The following is a 13,680-nucleotide window of genomic DNA, read 5'->3' as shown; positions in this document are numbered from 1 at the left end:
GGTTATGAGGGCACTAAGGCGGCCGTAAACCGTGCATAATTATACGTCTCGGGATGGGGCGTTCAAGCACGATGTCAGACACTGGGCAGTCAGTCCAATCCCTGAAGTCGACACTCCCCGATCCGACCGAGGCCGATAACGTACGATACAATCCGTCCTTGGAACAGCTCCGCGAATTCTCGCGGGAGCTGGAGACGACGGCCGAGTTCGGCTCCGCGTCCTACGTCAGCCGCGAGCGGTCGCGCAACGCCGATAAGACGAAGAACGCGGTGGACGAGGAGTTCGACGCGGACGACTTCGCGCATATCGAGGATGCGGTGACGTACGCCCGAGAACACGAGATGCTGTGCGTCGACCGCATGATGGGCCGACGCGCCGACCACTCCTACCGATGCCGACTCTACGTTCCGACGAAGTACGGTCGAATCGCTCTCGCGTGGGCGAACCTCTTCGAACCGGTCGATGGACCGGGCGACCCCGATTTCGTCACGGTGCAGGTACCCGACTGGGACGAAATCGCCGTCCGCATTCGGCCCGAGGAGGGGATGACCGCCGTACTCGGCAGCGACTACACCGGCGAGGCCAAGAAGTCCTTCCTCCGGCTGTTCATGTTCCACGCCAAGAAGAAGGGCGGACTCGGACTGCACGCGGGAAGCAAACGGGTCACGTTGCAGGACGAAGACGACGAGCTTCGTGACGTCGGACAGGTGTTCCTCGGCCTGTCGGCGACCGGAAAATCCACGCTGACCGCCCACGGTCTCTGGCTGGACGACCCCGAATCGGCGACGATGCTACAGGACGACGTGTGCGCGCTGCTCCCCGACGGGAGCGTCGCCGGAAGCGAGGGCAACGGCCTCTACGTCAAAACCATCGGACTGGACGAGGAGGAACAGCCCGCGATGTACGACGCCGTGACCCACGAATCCGCGGTCCTCGAAAACGTGGACGTGGACGAGGACGGGACCGTCGATTTCGACAGCGACTGCCACACGTCCAACGGACGCGCCGTCATCCGCCGCGACCGGCTCGAATCGTCGGGCGACGACATCGACCTCGATAGGGTCGACCAACTGTTTTTCATCACGCGCAATCCGACGATGCCGCCGGTTTCGAAGCTCTCCCCGGAGGAGGCCGCGGTGGCGTTCATGCTCGGCGAATCCATCGAAACCAGCGCGGGCGACCCGTCGAAGGCCGGAGAGTCCATCCGCGTCGTCGGCACTAACCCCTTCATCGTCGGGTCGAAAGGCGAGGAGGGCAACCGCTTCCGCGAGCTCATCGACGACCTCGGCGTCGAGTGCTACATCCTCAACACCGGTCACCTCTGCGGCAAGGACATCGGCGTCACGGAGTCGGTGACGCTCCTCCGCGAAATCGCCCGCGGGACGGTCGAGTGGACGGACGACGAAGCGACGGGCCTCACGGTTCCGAGTTCGGTTCCCGGCATCGACATCGAGGAGTTCGCCGTCGCGGACAACGTTTCCGACTACGAGTCCGAACTGGAGCGACTCCGGACCGAGCGTCGAGTGCACCTCTCGACGTTCGACGACTTGGACGAGGACATCCGAAACGCCGTCTACTGACGGACTGACTCCATTCTCCCTCAGTTCAGCGTCTCGACTTCGTTCGCCAAGTCGCTCGGTTCGTCGACCGGACCGTTCACGAACAGTCCGTGGCCGATTATGGCGACGGCGACGAACCCGGCACCGATGACGGACAGCGACAGGGAAACGGCGGTCAGATAGCCGATACTCACGCCGAAGACCATGCTGGCGAGGATGCCACCCAGCACGAGGTCGTAGTACTGCCACGTGTAGGCCATGCTACGAAGTAGCGCTCGAAGCTCCGAATAACTAGGGGCGGGTGGAACGTCCATCGAGCGAACACCGAAACGGTGGAGAAGGAATCGCCGTTCTGTCGCGTAGCGGCCGCCGTACGGCGGCGATTACGCGCTACTGTCTGGTTGTCCGTTGTCCGGCGTCCTCCCCAAGAGCACGTCCTGTTCGGCGAGCGTATCGAAGGCACCCGATGCGTACTCGTCCGCCCACGGATTCTCCGGGTATCTGTCGTCGGGCGTGTCGTTAGGGTCGCGGAAGCGCTCTTCGGGGTTGTGGCGCGACTGTTCCGCGTAGAAGTCGAAACAGACCCGAATGCTGTCGCTCTGGATTTCGTTGCCGACGTCTTCGGGGAGCGACCAGCGAACCGTCACGAACTGGGACGTGCCGTTTTCGAACGGGTTTATCGGTTCACCGTCGGGGTACGCGCCGCCGACCACGTCCGGGGAGTCCCCGTCGCGGACGCCGTCGAGGAGGACGGGAACGGACCCGTACTGCGGCGTCGTCGTCCGCGTCCCTTTGAAGTCGAGCGGCTTCTGGATGTATCGGTCGTTCCAGAGGTTACCCGACTGCGGACCGTCGCCGACCGTCGCGTTCTCGTTCTGGTCGTAGAACGAACGAAACTCCAGGTTCTCGTCCATCTCGCCGAATCCGTCGGTGTCCTGCCCTTCCGCGTCCAGTTCCGGATCGTTCTGGCCGTTCTCTTCGGAGTGGCTGAGGCGGCCGCGGAACCAAACCCACGCGGGGTTGTTCACGTTCAGAATCTCGAACCGAATCCACCCTTGGTCGCCGGGTTTGACGTCCCTGAGTTCCATGCCGAGTTCGGTGTTGTCGGTGTCCTGGGCTTCGACGACTCTAGGGTCGACGTCGTTTCCGTAGTGGTCGACTTCCCAGCCGATCTTCAGGTCGAGTTTACCGGCCGTGAACGTCGCGCTGGTTCGTTCGTCGTCGCTCAGGAACGCCATCGTACCCGCGCCGCCGAGTACAGCGCCAGCGCCGATGCCACCGAGACCGAGAAGTGCTTTGCGTCGCGTCAAGTCGAACGTTTTGTCTGACATTGTATATCTCCGCTCTCCGACACCGAGAGTGCCCGATTGTGGCGTGTCGCCGGGTCGAAGACGCAACCGAAGCGACCACCTATCACCCCGTATATATATGCTCGGTAGTGGTTTCATAGATGCCGTATAGCGGTCCGATATACGGCGTATAGTGGTGTACGGGAGTTTCGGGTCGATAGTTCGGTCGGCCATATACGGCGTATATGCGGGCCACAATCTGTTGCTACTCGTGAATTTCATCAAATACAACGGGGTGAGAAACCGTCTCACGCACCTTGGAGCGAATCGGACGGTCACTGGACTGTTATGAAAGATGCCATAGTAACATCATAATAATACGATAACAGTTAGAGCTATCCATCGGACAAAGTGATGACAACGATGAGTAGGGGGGGCAGTGATGGAACGGAAACGAACGGTTGGGTTCGCGTATGAGTACGGCTGCGTCGGTACCGACCCAAACCGGAGACACGACCGAACGCGAACGAAATAGGGACGCGCTCACGCAGGAAACCGCATTCGAAATACTGAGCTGTCGGCGACGGCGACACGTCGTCCACTACCTGCTTCAGCGGGGTGAACAGACCTCGCTGCACGAACTCTCGAAACAGCTCGCGGCGTGGGAAAACGAGATACAACCCGAAGCGGTCACGTACGAACAGCGGATGCGCGTCTACACCGCGCTTCGACAGGCCCACCTGCCGAAGATGGACGACGGCGGCATCGTCCAATTCGATGCGAACGGCGGGACGATTCGGCTCACCGACGACGCGACGAAGTTGGAAGTGTATCTGGATATCGTTCCCCACGACGGACTCCCGTGGAGCAGTTACTACCTCGGACTCTGCGGCGTCTCGACCGGGGCTCTCTTGGCGGCGCTGCTCGAACTCTTCCCGTTCAATCTCATCCCCGGTATCGGTTGGGGGTTCGTCGTCACCGCGCTGTTCTTCGTCTCCGCGGTCTCGCACAAGCGACACGACGAACGCCACCATCTCGGACAGGAGGGGAAGCCACCGCTATGAAATCGTTCGCCGTGGTCCGAGAGCCGCGACGAATCGCCCGTCTCGGTGGGGGAGTCGTCCTCGCCTTCGCCCTCGTCCTGATGGCTGTCCTCGTCTTCCCTCAAATCGTCGGTGCGAGCGGGAGCTACGTCGTGCTGTCGGGGAGCATGAGTCCGACGATACACGCCGGGGATGTCGTCGTCTCCCGTCACGTCGAGACGGCGGAAATAGAGGCGGGCGACGTCGCCGAGGAAACCTCGGCGGGCAGCCAGACTGGCGTCCAGTCTGGCGACGTCATCGTCTTCCAAGATGGGTCCGTCTCTGCCGACCGCACGACCCACCGCGTCGTGAACGTGGTTCACCGCGACGGTGGTGTGTTCTTCCGGACGAAAGGGGACGCGAACGAGAACGCCGACGCGAAACTCGTTCCGGCCGACGACGTGCTCGGTCGCGTCTGGTTCCACGTACCGTACGTCGGGCGTCTCCTGCTGTTCGCCCGGTCACGGATGGGTCTCCTCTCGCTGGTCATCGTTCCGTGTCTCCTCCTCGTCGTCACGGAGGCGCATTCGCTCGTGAAGACGGCGCTTGATGGGGAGTCGGAGGATTCAGGTGAGGGGACGACCGACCCTACCGAATCGACCGCATCGACGCCCGACGGTACGGAAACCGCGGAGGAACCCGGATGATTCGAGAGTTCGACCACAGAGTCGCCGTCCTCGCGCTCGCCGCACTCTGTCTGGTAAGCGCGGCAAATACGCACGTCACGAACGGCCGACTGGCCGATAGCGAGTCGGTTCGTTCGAGCGACGTCGTCGGCGCACCCGCCACGACGACCGTGGATGCGAACGCGCTGGATTCGACGACAATCGGGGAGACGGCGGCGAACGCGACCGCTCTCACGGCGACGTCTACAGGTACAACGACGACCGACGCCACAAGCGCGACCACGACCGACGTCACGAGTACAACGACGACAGACGCCACGCGTTCGGGGTCCGGCTAACGAGGGTATCGTCACCCTGTCGTCCGCGGCGGGACGAAACAACGCCGTTTTATCGCGCGTCGGGGTTATCCGAACCAATGGACGACCTCGTGTCCCGCCTCTCGACGGTCATCGACGGACGACCGACAGATATCCGCGAACTCGACGGGGGAGAAATCGGCACCGTCCATCGCGTCGAGTTCGACTCCCGAGCGCCGCTCGTCGTCAAGACGAGCGAGACGTCGCTCGCCGTCGAAGCGACCATGCTGTCCCACCTCGCCGACCACCGCCTTCCGGTTCCCGACGTTTTCTACGCGGCGGACGACCTCCTCGTGCTGGAGTACGTCGAAGGCGACTCGACCATCACCCCCGAAATCGAACGGGACGTCGCCGCGCACCTCGCGGCCCTCCACGACGAAACCGCGCCCGCCTACGGTTTCGAATGCGATACGCTCACGGGGTCGCTCAGCCAGCCGAATCCGTGGACCGATTCGTGGGTCGATTTCTACCGCGACCAGCGACTCGTTCACGCCGCGTCCGTCGCCCGCGAGACCGGCGAACTGCCGGAGTCCGCGTTCGAGCGGGTCGAAGCGCTCGCCGCCGACCTCGACTCGCTGCTGGTCGAACCCGAGGCCCCCTCGCTGATTCACGGCGACGTGTGGACGACGAACCTCCTCGCGGCCGACGGAGAACTCCGCGCCTTCCTCGACCCGGCGGCGTGCTACGCCCACGCGGAAATCGAACTCGCGTACGTGAACTGGACGAACACCGTCGGCGACGCCTTCTTCGAGCGCTACGACGACATCCGCGGCATCGATTCCGGGTTCGAATCGCGCCGCGACGTGTATGTGGTCTATCCGTTGCTCTCACACGTCTACCACTTCGGGGACGAGTACCTGCCGGAACTCGACCGGACGCTTTCGCGGATGGGCTACTGACGGGCGTCCCCGCCGTCCGGCCCTCGGTCCTCCACCCCTCAGTCCAGTACGTCGAAAATCTCGGGAAGCCCTTCGATTTCGTACGTCGGTTCGACGGTGAGGTCGTAGTCGGCGCGGTGCGGTCGGCGGATGAACGCGGAGTCCACTCCGGCGTTGTGTGCGGCGACCACGTCGCTCTCGCTGTCGCCGACGAAGAGGGCATCTTCAACCCCGAGGTCGGACAGCGCCAGTTCGAGAAAGTGCGGGTCGGGTTTCTTGCGGCGGATTCCCTCGATAGTCGGCGGTCTGCCGTAGTAGGTCTCGAAGTGACGTTCTAGTTGGAAGTAGTCGAGCATGAACTCCACCGTCGCCTGCTGGTTGGAACTGACGAGGCCGAGCGGTCGGTCGAAATCCGAGAGCGTTCCAACGTCGTCGTAGGTCGTGGTCCGTCCCGCTCTGATCTCCTGACGTTGCGTCTCGGAGGCGGCGCTGTCGCGGGCCTTCCAGAACGCGTCCGGGTCGAACCCGTATTCCTCACAGACCCGCCGGAACCCGTCGGGGGTGGCGCTGTGCGTCACCGCGTCGAGGTGGTCCTCCGCGGGGTCTACGTCGAATTCTTCGAACGCCGAAACCGTCGCGTCGCGGAGCAACTCGCGTTTCGGCGGTCTCACGAGCACGCCGTCGTTGTCGAACAACACCGCATCGTACATTTGTTGAGTCTCGTCAGCGAGCGGGGGTATGTGTTCCCATTTTCGGCGGCCGAAGTGAGTTTGGGCGTCGAGCACGAAGTGTGGGCGATGGACCCGGACTCCGACTTCTCGGACGAACAGGCTGGAAAACGCGTCGTCGCGGCCGACGGAACCGGACTCGGCGTCGTAAAGGAGGTTCGAAACGGAACGCTGTACGTCGAGGTCGGCGCGGACCCGAACCCGGACACCATCGACGAACTCGGGTGGGGCGGCGTCGTCAACCAGTCGGTTCACGAGTTGCGGCGGCAGTTCATCGCCACCATCACCGACGAGACGGTTCGGCTGTCGGTGTGAAACCGGTTCGACGGGGTGGATTCGCAAAGACTGCCGGTTTCTGGGACGCCCCACGAGCGGTTGATTCGCCGTTTTCACCGGTTCCGTCGTCTCCGCGGGTGTCTCCCCCGAGACGGGGCGTCATCGCTCGCGGAGACGGTTTCCCGATATCTGCCACCTAACTACGCGGGGGAACAATCTCGGGTAATGAGAACGAACGCGCGACCACCGCGGGGTGTGTATTGATGTCGAGCGAGCCAGCGATTCGCCCCGGGGAGTTCGTCAGGAACTTGCGTCGATTCAGGTACCGGGAACTGCTGATGGCGATAGCGACCGTGGCCGTCGTCGTCGCCGCAATCGGTCTCTTTCCCGGCGTGGAGAATGTGACGAACGGGCTGAAGACGAACGCGACGACGACGGACCTCGCGCTCTTCGTCGCCCTCATCGTGTTGGCCGCGATGGTGAAGGGGATGGTCGGGTTCGGCTTCGCGCTCATCGCCACGCCGCTCGCGGCGTCCGTGATGAACGTCGAAATCGCCGTCGTCGTCCTTGCGATTCCGCCGTGGATGATAAACGTCTTTCAGGTGGGCGAGACGGACACCGGTCTCGAATTCGTCCGCCGGGAGTGGTCGCTCATCGGCCTCGCGCTCGTCGGGAGCATCGCGGGCGTCTTCTTCTTCTCCGCGTTCAAAACCAGCGCGCTGGTGACGTTCCTCATCGGACTCGTCCTGTTCGGCTACGTCCTGTTCCAACTCGGCAAGGGGTTTGTCTCCGTGGAGGGAACGCACAATTCCGTCGCCCTCGGCGTCGTCGGCCTTCTCGAAGGATTTCTCCTCGGCGCGGCCAACCTCGGCCCGCTCCTACCGACGTACCTCCACACGTTCGAGCGCGACACGGAACGGTACGTCGGCGGCCTCTCGATGGTGCTCGGCCTCGTGTTCACCGCGAAAATCGTCCAGATGTTGGCAACCGGCGTCATGACTTCCTATCACCTCTGGCTGGGTTCCACGCTCGGCGTCGTCACCCTCGTCGGGTTGTTCGCCGGGACCTACCTCCGGCGCGTCGAGATAGACGAGCGAAAGTTCAACTGGCTGGTCGTCGCCATCCTGCTGGTCATCTCGCTGAAAATCTTCTCGAAGACGGTTCCGGCGCTGTTCTTCTGAGAATTACCGTACCGCGGCGACTCGCCACTCGTCGTCCGTGATTCGCTGTTCCGCGATGGTCTCGCCGTCGCCCAGCACGCGGAACGAGAAGCCCTCGCCGTTCCGCTCTGTCTGGAGTCGAACCGTCCGAACGTCGGCCTCGACTTCGGTCCGTCGCTCGTTCGGGAGCCAGTCGTCGCGGATGGCCGTCAAGCCGAAATCCCCGTAGGTGAGACGAGTGGACTCCTCGATGGTTCCGTCGGAGCGAACCTCGCCGATGATTCCCTCGTTGCCCTCTCCCTCTCGAACGACGAGCGTGTACGTCGTGCGTGACATGGCCGGACGTTCGGCGCCGTCGGCCATCCACGCCGGGGTTGCACACGCAGGGGCTTTTACTCGACCCGTTCGAGGACGATTCCGTCATCGAAACCGCCCCGTTCGGCCGCCTTCTCTGCCCGGAGACGTTCCAGTTCGTCGCGCGAGATTCCCTTCCCCTTGGCCAGCGCGTAGACGACTTCGAGCACGTCGGCCAGTTCCATCATCTCGCCCGACTCGTGGAACTCCGAGACCTCCTCGTCCAACTTCTCGGCGAGTCGTCGTTCGTGTTCGTCCGAGTCGGCGACGTGCGTCACCGGCCGTTCGTCGTTTTCCTCAATGATGTCGGGGATGTCGTCGCGAACCAGCTTATCGTACGTCCGAACCATACCGGCAGTGACAGAAACGATACTGAAAAGGACACCGTTCGAGGAATTTCGGCCCATCGTCTGTCCACGCACGTCACATCGCTGTCAACCCACCTTCGTTCGCTCCCGCCGCTCGTCACGTTTTCCGTCCCGTCACCGATTCCATGCGGAGTTCGTACAGTTCGGGTTCCACGTCCGAAATCGACTCGTCGAAGATTCTGAGCGGGATGAACCGTTCGTTTATCGCCGTATCGTCGAGCGAATCCGACGCCGGGACGAGGCGTCCCGTTACGAGGATGCTCCACGAGTCGTCGTCCGCGAACTCGTAGACGACGAAACTGGCGGTGTCGGTTCCCTCCACGAACGACAGCTTTTCGCCCCCCTCCTCGACGCCGAACCGGAGCAGGATGCGCTCGCCGTCGTAGTGGAACGCGACGGGGATGGAGTAGGCGTCGTCGCCGCGGGCGAGCGAGAGGACGCCGGTTTCGGCCTCGCGTAGCTTCCGTTCGATCTCCGTTTTGTCCATGCCAAAGGTGTAGACGAACTCGACGTGTTCCATACGAGTAGTACGACGGGGGACCTAATAGGTCGGCCGCATCGGACGGACGTCGCGTGACGAAAACCGGTCCCGGATGCGAGCGTCTTTTCCCGCGTCCGGGCGGACCGTCCACCATGAGCGAAGACACGCGATTCCGCGTCCTCGCCGCGCCGGAGGAGGGACCGCTCCGCCTGCTGAACCGAGAGACGTACGAACCCGTCGTCACCGCCGTCGACGGCCACGGCGCGTCGGTCGCCGAACTGCACCCCGGCTACTGCATCGACGCCGACCTCGATTGGACGACGAGCGAACCGACGCTTCGGTCGTTCTCGGTGGTTCGACGGACGCTGTACGCCTTCGCCGACGGAATCGACCCCGTGTTTGAGGCCGCCCAGCAAACGTGGACGGAGGCACAGACGGCTGGCGATTCGATGAACAGTCGCGTGACGCGCAACACCGACAACGAGGTCAACGGCGTCCTCTACGTGTTCGCCGAGGACGACAGGGGGAGCGTCTTCGAGGCGTTCCGCGAGGGTACCCGCCCGGTCGAACCGCTGGTGGAGAGAGTAAACGAGGAGGAAGGGAACGCGCCGCGGGAGGTGTTCGTCCTCCGACCCGCGGACGGGACGTACGTCATCGTCACCATCGCGCTCCGGAAGGGCGGCCAGTTCGCGGAGACGCTTCGAGATACTTACGATTGTCCGTCGCCGGTGGAGAAGGGCGAGTAAGAACGAAGGAGACAAAAAGCGGTATTTCTCCCTGAATTGTTGCGACGAGGAATGCGAAACAGATGGAGGGAACGGTTACACTGAGCCGAAGCGTTGAAGATGATGATTTGACAAACTTCGATTAATGAGTCTCGCTGCTGTCGTCAAAAAAGAATTCGACGATTCGATTCGGTCGAACGTGCTGCTCGGTCTCACACTCCTCTTTCTCCTCTTTGCGACGTTTCTCGCCGCTATTCAGTGGTTGCCGGTCATGTATCGGGACAGTACCGCGACGACGAGTACGCTGGTGCTCTTGAACAGCATGCGACAACCGACCGTGATGCTCGTCCCCCTGATCGGACTCGGAATCGGGTACGGCGCGATAGTCCGCGAGTGAGAGACGGGAAGTCTCAAACTCATGCTCGGATTGCCGAACACGCGGCGGGACGTTCTGCTCGGGAAATTCGTCGGCAGAACCGCCGTCGTCGGCATCGCCATACTGGTCGGCTACAGCGCCGCCGGAATCGTCGCTCTGGTCTCGTACGACGCCTTCGACGTCGTTGTCTTCGGACTCTTCACCCTGTTGACGTTGGGATACGGTGGGATTTACATCGCCATCGGAACGTGCCTGTCGGCAGTGACGAAATCGAGAACGGTGGCTCTCTCGGGAGCGATTTTTCTCTACGCCCTGTTTATGCTGGGATGGGACGCGTTTCTCCTCCTCCTACAGTTGGTGACCATCGGTCCCACGGTTCCAGAAAGCGGCCTCCCGGACTGGATACAGTTCGTCGGTATCCTCAACCCGTCCACGTCGTTCATGTACGCTACGCGCGCCGTGATACCCCAGTATTACGAAATCACGATATTCCCGGAGTCGAACGCGTTCTACCTTCAAGACTGGGTTGGGTTCGTCGTTCTCGCGCTCTGGGTCGTTGTGACGCTCGGAATCGGCTACGTTCGCTTCGAGAAAGCGGATATCGAATGACGACCGGAGGTAGGGAAGCCGACTGCTTTGATGGAATAACCGCGGGCGACGATGTACGACATGATTCCACCGAGTTCGAAATCGCCCCAGACCGCACGAGCGGACAGCAGAATCCCGAAAATTCGAACTCTCTCGGCCGCAACCGCGTTGAAACGACTAGTTCGGCGGTCAGTCGTCCATCGGTTCGGCGGCACCCTCGCCCATCGAGACGTGCGCCTCTTCGCTGAGTTCCGTGTTGGGGAGCGTGAGCGCCACGACGAACGCGAGCGCGAGCACGCCGGTTCCGGCGAGGAACACCGTGTCGATGCTGTTAGCCAGCGCCGTGACGACGACATCGTGTATCCCCGCCGGGAGCGCGCTGATGGTCTTCGGGTCGATGCTGCCTCCGGACGCCGTGAGGCTTCCCGAACCGGCCTTTGCGCCGAAGGCGTCGGAGAGGCGGTGGGTGAGCTGGTTCGTCAGGAGCGCGCCGAAGACGGCGACCCCGATGGAGCTACCGAGGCTCCGGCTGAACGTGACGGAGGTCGTCGCGACGCCGAGATCCTCGCGCTCGACGGCGTTCTGCACCGCGACGGTGAGGACGGGCATGACGAATCCGAGTCCCATGCCGGTGACGACCATGAACGCGGTCGATTCCGCGGAGGTCGTCGCCGGGGACATGGTGTGAAGCAACCAGTAGCCCACGGTGCCGACCACGGTACCGACGACGGCGAACAGCTTGTAGTGTCCGAGGCGGGTCATGAGTTGCCCCGTGACCGCGCTCGTGACGAGCATTCCGCCGACGAGCGGGAAGAGGAGCAATCCGGAGTTCGTCGCGCTCGCGCCCAAGACGGTCTGGAGGAAAACGGGGAGGTAGATGGTCGCCCCGAACATCCCGATACCGAGACAGAAGCTGAGCGTCATGACGCCGACGACGGTGTGCCTGTCGAGCAGGTGGATGGGGAACACGGGTTCGTCAACCCGAAGTTCCTGCAGGGCGAACAGGACGCCGAAGACGACCGTCGCGGCGGCGAACGAGAGGATTTCCACGGAGTCCCACGCGTACTTGTCGCCGCCCCACGTCGTGACGAGCATGAGCGCCCCGACCGAGAAGACGAGGAGCGCGGCCCCGAGGTAGTCGATGTCGTGGTCGGCCTCCGGCGTCGGGAGGTCGAGTTTGAAGTGCGTGATGGTGATGGCCGCCAGTCCGATGGGGACGTTGATGTAGAAGATCCAGCGCCAGCTGTAGTGGTCGGTGAGGTAGCCGCCGAGGAGCGGGCCACCGATGGTCGCGGCACCGAAGATGAGCATCATGTAGCTCATGTACTTCCCGCGTTCGCGGGGCGAGAAGATGTCGCCGAGGATGGTCGTCGCCATGGCGATGAGACCGCCCGCGCCGATACCTTGGAGCGCGCGGAACAGCGCGAGTTGGGTCATCGGGCCAATGGCATCGTTGATGGCGGTGAACTCCCCGGCGAGGCCGGAGAGGATGGACCCGAGCAGGAAGATGGAGATGGATGTCTCGAAAATGACGGAGCGTCCGTACAGGTCACTTAGCTTTCCGTAGAGCGGCGTCGTCACCGTGACGGTCACGAGGTAGGCCGTGACGATCCACGACATCTTGCTCGCGTCGCCCAAGTCGCCGACGATGGTCGGGAGCGCCGTCGAGACGATGGACTGGTCGATGGAACCGAGGAGCATCCCCAGCATCAGTCCGCCGAGGATGACGAGGCGTTCACGACCGATTCCGTCGCTCGTTTCAGTGCTCATGCCCGCACCCTCCGTGCGAGCGATGAAGCTCGACGTTGAATGAACATTCAGTCATCTATGGCTTACTAAACAATTAGTTAGTGATAAACCTTCCGAGAAGAGTATCGCCACGAGCGCCGGAGTCGAACGTGCTTCGATTGCGCTGACTGGACTCACCCCGATTCGCTCCGGTTTCCCCTCTTCCCGGAGCACGACGATAGCTACTGAATGTTCATTCACTTTTTATATGTCGAATTCGTAGGGAGTGTATGCACAGATTCGACGGGACGGCCCTCGCGTTCGGAGAACGACGCACGAAACGGGGTGCACCCGCCGTATCGTTCCGACCGGCGGTACGAACGACCACGAACGACGGGGTCGAGCAGCGATGACGGAGACGCCGACGTTCCTCGAAGACCCGACCGACACGCGGGACGCCATCATGCGGGCGACGTATCTGGCCCTCTGCAACCACGGCTACGCCGATCTCACGATTCAGCGTATCGCCGACGAGTTCCCGAAGAGCAAATCGCTGCTCTACCACCACTACGACGGGAAGGACGACCTCCTGCTCGACTTTCTGGAGTTCATGCTCGAACAGCAGCGAGAGCGGATTCCCGCCGAACCGACGAGCAGCGCGGACGACCACCTGAACGCCATCTTCAAGCGCGTGTTTCGCACGCCGATGACCGACGACTACCGCGATTTCTGGCGGGCGATGGTCGAACTGCGCGCACAGGCCGCCCACGACGAGAAGTATCGGGACCACTTCACGCGAAGCGACGAGTTCTTCCGAGAACTGTTCGCCAACGTCGTCCGGTCCGGTATCGACGACGGCGTCTTCCGCGAGGTGAACCCCGAACGAACGGCGGCGTACCTCCAGACGACCATCACGGGCGTGATGACACAGCGCGTGACGACGAACGGGGACATCATCGAGGACGTCCGTGAGGAACTCGACGAGTACGTTCGTCTTCGCCTGCTCGCGGGCGAAACGGGCGATTCGACTGAGCGATAATGGGCGACTCAGGCGAGTAATAATGGACGATTCGGACGAGGGGTAACGGGAGATTCGGGCGTATGAC

General features: G+C 62.5%; 17 protein-coding genes and 1 pseudogene. 11 read left to right on the top strand and 7 right to left on the bottom strand.

Annotated elements, in window-relative coordinates; all coding sequences use genetic code 11:
- Window positions 1–71: 71 nt before the first annotated feature.
- The gene (locus tag V5735_RS15295; RefSeq protein WP_423744294.1) at window positions 72–1,580 is read left to right on the top strand and encodes a phosphoenolpyruvate carboxykinase (ATP); all 1,509 of its coding nucleotides are present in this window, start codon (window positions 72–74) and stop codon (window positions 1,578–1,580) included.
- A gap of 20 nt (window positions 1,581–1,600) precedes the next feature.
- On the opposite strand, the gene V5735_RS15290 is transcribed toward V5735_RS15295, so the two are convergent.
- Both V5735_RS15290 and V5735_RS15285 read right to left on the bottom strand, forming a co-directional pair.
- A complete protein-coding gene (locus V5735_RS15290) occupies window positions 1,601–1,819 on the bottom strand; it encodes a hypothetical protein (protein ID WP_423746036.1) in 219 nt (72 codons plus the stop codon).
- A 123-nt stretch (window positions 1,820–1,942) separates the two neighbouring features.
- Window positions 1,943–2,890 (bottom strand): SipW-dependent-type signal peptide-containing protein, encoded by a 948-nt coding sequence (locus V5735_RS15285; RefSeq protein ID WP_423744293.1) that lies wholly within the window; start codon window positions 2,888–2,890, stop codon window positions 1,943–1,945.
- A 431-nt stretch (window positions 2,891–3,321) separates the two neighbouring features.
- On the opposite strand from V5735_RS15285, the gene V5735_RS15280 reads away from it, so the two are divergent.
- From V5735_RS15280 to V5735_RS15265, 4 genes are all read left to right on the top strand, one after another.
- Window positions 3,322–3,912 carry a DUF7344 domain-containing protein gene (locus V5735_RS15280; RefSeq protein WP_423744292.1) on the top strand — a complete coding sequence of 197 codons (591 nt, stop codon included), beginning with the start codon at window positions 3,322–3,324 and terminating at the stop codon, window positions 3,910–3,912.
- Window positions 3,909–4,577: a signal peptidase I gene (locus V5735_RS15275; protein WP_423744291.1), complete on the top strand. Its 669-nt coding sequence runs from the start codon at window positions 3,909–3,911 to the stop codon at window positions 4,575–4,577. The genes V5735_RS15280 and V5735_RS15275 overlap by 4 nt, the downstream gene beginning before the upstream one ends.
- The gene (locus tag V5735_RS15270; protein ID WP_423744290.1) at window positions 4,574–4,894 is read left to right on the top strand and encodes a hypothetical protein; all 321 of its coding nucleotides are present in this window, start codon (window positions 4,574–4,576) and stop codon (window positions 4,892–4,894) included. Before V5735_RS15275 ends, V5735_RS15270 begins: the two co-directional genes overlap by 4 nt.
- Window positions 4,895–4,971: 77 nt before the next feature.
- A complete protein-coding gene (locus V5735_RS15265; RefSeq protein ID WP_423744289.1) occupies window positions 4,972–5,811 on the top strand; it encodes a fructosamine kinase family protein in 840 nt (279 codons plus the stop codon).
- A 38-nt stretch (window positions 5,812–5,849) separates the two neighbouring features.
- Here V5735_RS15265 and V5735_RS15260 read toward each other — a convergent pair whose 3' ends face one another.
- The gene (locus V5735_RS15260) at window positions 5,850–6,500 is read right to left on the bottom strand and encodes an HAD family hydrolase (protein ID WP_423744288.1); all 651 of its coding nucleotides are present in this window, start codon (window positions 6,498–6,500) and stop codon (window positions 5,850–5,852) included.
- A gap of 30 nt (window positions 6,501–6,530) precedes the next feature.
- On the opposite strand from V5735_RS15260, the gene V5735_RS15255 reads away from it, so the two are divergent.
- Both V5735_RS15255 and V5735_RS15250 read left to right on the top strand, forming a co-directional pair.
- Entirely contained in the window at window positions 6,531–6,833 is a 303-nt protein-coding gene (locus tag V5735_RS15255) for a hypothetical protein (protein WP_018128781.1), read from the top strand.
- Window positions 6,834–7,057: 224 nt separating this feature from the next.
- Window positions 7,058–7,975, top strand: a complete 918-nt coding sequence (locus V5735_RS15250; protein ID WP_423744287.1) for a sulfite exporter TauE/SafE family protein — start codon at window positions 7,058–7,060, stop codon at window positions 7,973–7,975.
- 3 nt (window positions 7,976–7,978) lie between these two features.
- Here the strand turns inward: V5735_RS15250 and V5735_RS15245 are convergent, their stop codons facing one another.
- From V5735_RS15245 to V5735_RS15235, 3 genes are all read right to left on the bottom strand, one after another.
- Window positions 7,979–8,290 carry a hypothetical protein gene (locus V5735_RS15245; protein ID WP_423744286.1) on the bottom strand — a complete coding sequence of 104 codons (312 nt, stop codon included), beginning with the start codon at window positions 8,288–8,290 and terminating at the stop codon, window positions 7,979–7,981.
- 56 nt (window positions 8,291–8,346) lie between these two features.
- Window positions 8,347–8,658 carry a nucleoside triphosphate pyrophosphohydrolase gene (locus V5735_RS15240; RefSeq protein ID WP_423744285.1) on the bottom strand — a complete coding sequence of 104 codons (312 nt, stop codon included), beginning with the start codon at window positions 8,656–8,658 and terminating at the stop codon, window positions 8,347–8,349.
- 115 nt (window positions 8,659–8,773) lie between these two features.
- On the bottom strand, window positions 8,774–9,196 hold the full coding sequence (locus tag V5735_RS15235; RefSeq protein ID WP_007977967.1) for a pyridoxamine 5'-phosphate oxidase family protein: 423 nt from the start codon (window positions 9,194–9,196) through the stop codon (window positions 8,774–8,776).
- Window positions 9,197–9,309: 113 nt separating this feature from the next.
- Between V5735_RS15235 and V5735_RS15230 the strand changes: the two genes are divergently transcribed.
- Together V5735_RS15230 and V5735_RS15225 are read left to right on the top strand one after the other, a co-directional pair.
- Window positions 9,310–9,903 carry a DUF6663 family protein gene (locus tag V5735_RS15230; RefSeq protein ID WP_423744284.1) on the top strand — a complete coding sequence of 198 codons (594 nt, stop codon included), beginning with the start codon at window positions 9,310–9,312 and terminating at the stop codon, window positions 9,901–9,903.
- A gap of 124 nt (window positions 9,904–10,027) precedes the next feature.
- Window positions 10,028–10,867: pseudogene (locus V5735_RS15225) on the top strand (ABC transporter permease).
- Between the two features lie 168 nt (window positions 10,868–11,035).
- Here the strand turns inward: V5735_RS15225 and V5735_RS15220 are convergent.
- The gene (locus V5735_RS15220; protein WP_423744283.1) at window positions 11,036–12,616 is read right to left on the bottom strand and encodes an MDR family MFS transporter; all 1,581 of its coding nucleotides are present in this window, start codon (window positions 12,614–12,616) and stop codon (window positions 11,036–11,038) included.
- Window positions 12,617–12,864: 248 nt separating this feature from the next.
- Here V5735_RS15220 and V5735_RS15215 point away from each other — a divergent pair, with 248 nt between their 5' ends.
- Together V5735_RS15215 and V5735_RS15210 are read left to right on the top strand one after the other, a co-directional pair.
- Window positions 12,865–12,987, top strand: coding sequence for a hypothetical protein (locus tag V5735_RS15215; RefSeq protein WP_423744282.1), 123 nt, complete (start codon window positions 12,865–12,867; stop codon window positions 12,985–12,987).
- Window positions 12,984–13,613 carry a TetR/AcrR family transcriptional regulator gene (locus V5735_RS15210; protein ID WP_423744281.1) on the top strand — a complete coding sequence of 210 codons (630 nt, stop codon included), beginning with the start codon at window positions 12,984–12,986 and terminating at the stop codon, window positions 13,611–13,613. Before V5735_RS15215 ends, V5735_RS15210 begins: the two co-directional genes overlap by 4 nt.
- Window positions 13,614–13,680 lie beyond the last annotated feature (67 nt).

Origin of the sequence: Haladaptatus sp. SPP-AMP-3 (assembly GCF_049568665.1) — an archaeon.
Classification (GTDB): domain Archaea; phylum Halobacteriota; class Halobacteria; order Halobacteriales; family Haladaptataceae; genus Haladaptatus; species Haladaptatus paucihalophilus.
The sequence above is the reverse complement of the archived record's forward strand: the minus strand, read 5'-3'. Positions and strand labels throughout refer to the sequence as shown.

Excerpts from the sequence above, each read along its gene's own strand:
- V5735_RS15295 (WP_423744294.1), top strand. The coding sequence starts at position 72 with ATGTCAGACACTGGGCAGTCAGTCCAATCCCTGAAGTCGACACTCCCC.
- V5735_RS15290 (WP_423746036.1), bottom strand. The coding sequence starts at position 1,819 with ATGGCCTACACGTGGCAGTACTACGACCTCGTGCTGGGTGGCATCCTC.
- V5735_RS15285 (WP_423744293.1), bottom strand. The coding sequence starts at position 2,890 with ATGTCAGACAAAACGTTCGACTTGACGCGACGCAAAGCACTTCTCGGT.
- V5735_RS15280 (WP_423744292.1), top strand. The coding sequence starts at position 3,322 with ATGAGTACGGCTGCGTCGGTACCGACCCAAACCGGAGACACGACCGAA.
- V5735_RS15275 (WP_423744291.1), top strand. The coding sequence starts at position 3,909 with ATGAAATCGTTCGCCGTGGTCCGAGAGCCGCGACGAATCGCCCGTCTC.
- V5735_RS15270 (WP_423744290.1), top strand. The coding sequence starts at position 4,574 with ATGATTCGAGAGTTCGACCACAGAGTCGCCGTCCTCGCGCTCGCCGCA.
- V5735_RS15265 (WP_423744289.1), top strand. The coding sequence starts at position 4,972 with ATGGACGACCTCGTGTCCCGCCTCTCGACGGTCATCGACGGACGACCG.
- V5735_RS15260 (WP_423744288.1), bottom strand. The coding sequence starts at position 6,500 with ATGTACGATGCGGTGTTGTTCGACAACGACGGCGTGCTCGTGAGACCG.
- V5735_RS15250 (WP_423744287.1), top strand. The coding sequence starts at position 7,058 with ATGTCGAGCGAGCCAGCGATTCGCCCCGGGGAGTTCGTCAGGAACTTG.
- V5735_RS15245 (WP_423744286.1), bottom strand. The coding sequence starts at position 8,290 with ATGTCACGCACGACGTACACGCTCGTCGTTCGAGAGGGAGAGGGCAAC.
- V5735_RS15240 (WP_423744285.1), bottom strand. The coding sequence starts at position 8,658 with ATGGTTCGGACGTACGATAAGCTGGTTCGCGACGACATCCCCGACATC.
- V5735_RS15235 (WP_007977967.1), bottom strand. The coding sequence starts at position 9,196 with ATGGAACACGTCGAGTTCGTCTACACCTTTGGCATGGACAAAACGGAG.
- V5735_RS15230 (WP_423744284.1), top strand. The coding sequence starts at position 9,310 with ATGAGCGAAGACACGCGATTCCGCGTCCTCGCCGCGCCGGAGGAGGGA.
- V5735_RS15220 (WP_423744283.1), bottom strand. The coding sequence starts at position 12,616 with ATGAGCACTGAAACGAGCGACGGAATCGGTCGTGAACGCCTCGTCATC.
- V5735_RS15215 (WP_423744282.1), top strand. The coding sequence starts at position 12,865 with ATGCACAGATTCGACGGGACGGCCCTCGCGTTCGGAGAACGACGCACG.
- V5735_RS15210 (WP_423744281.1), top strand. The coding sequence starts at position 12,984 with ATGACGGAGACGCCGACGTTCCTCGAAGACCCGACCGACACGCGGGAC.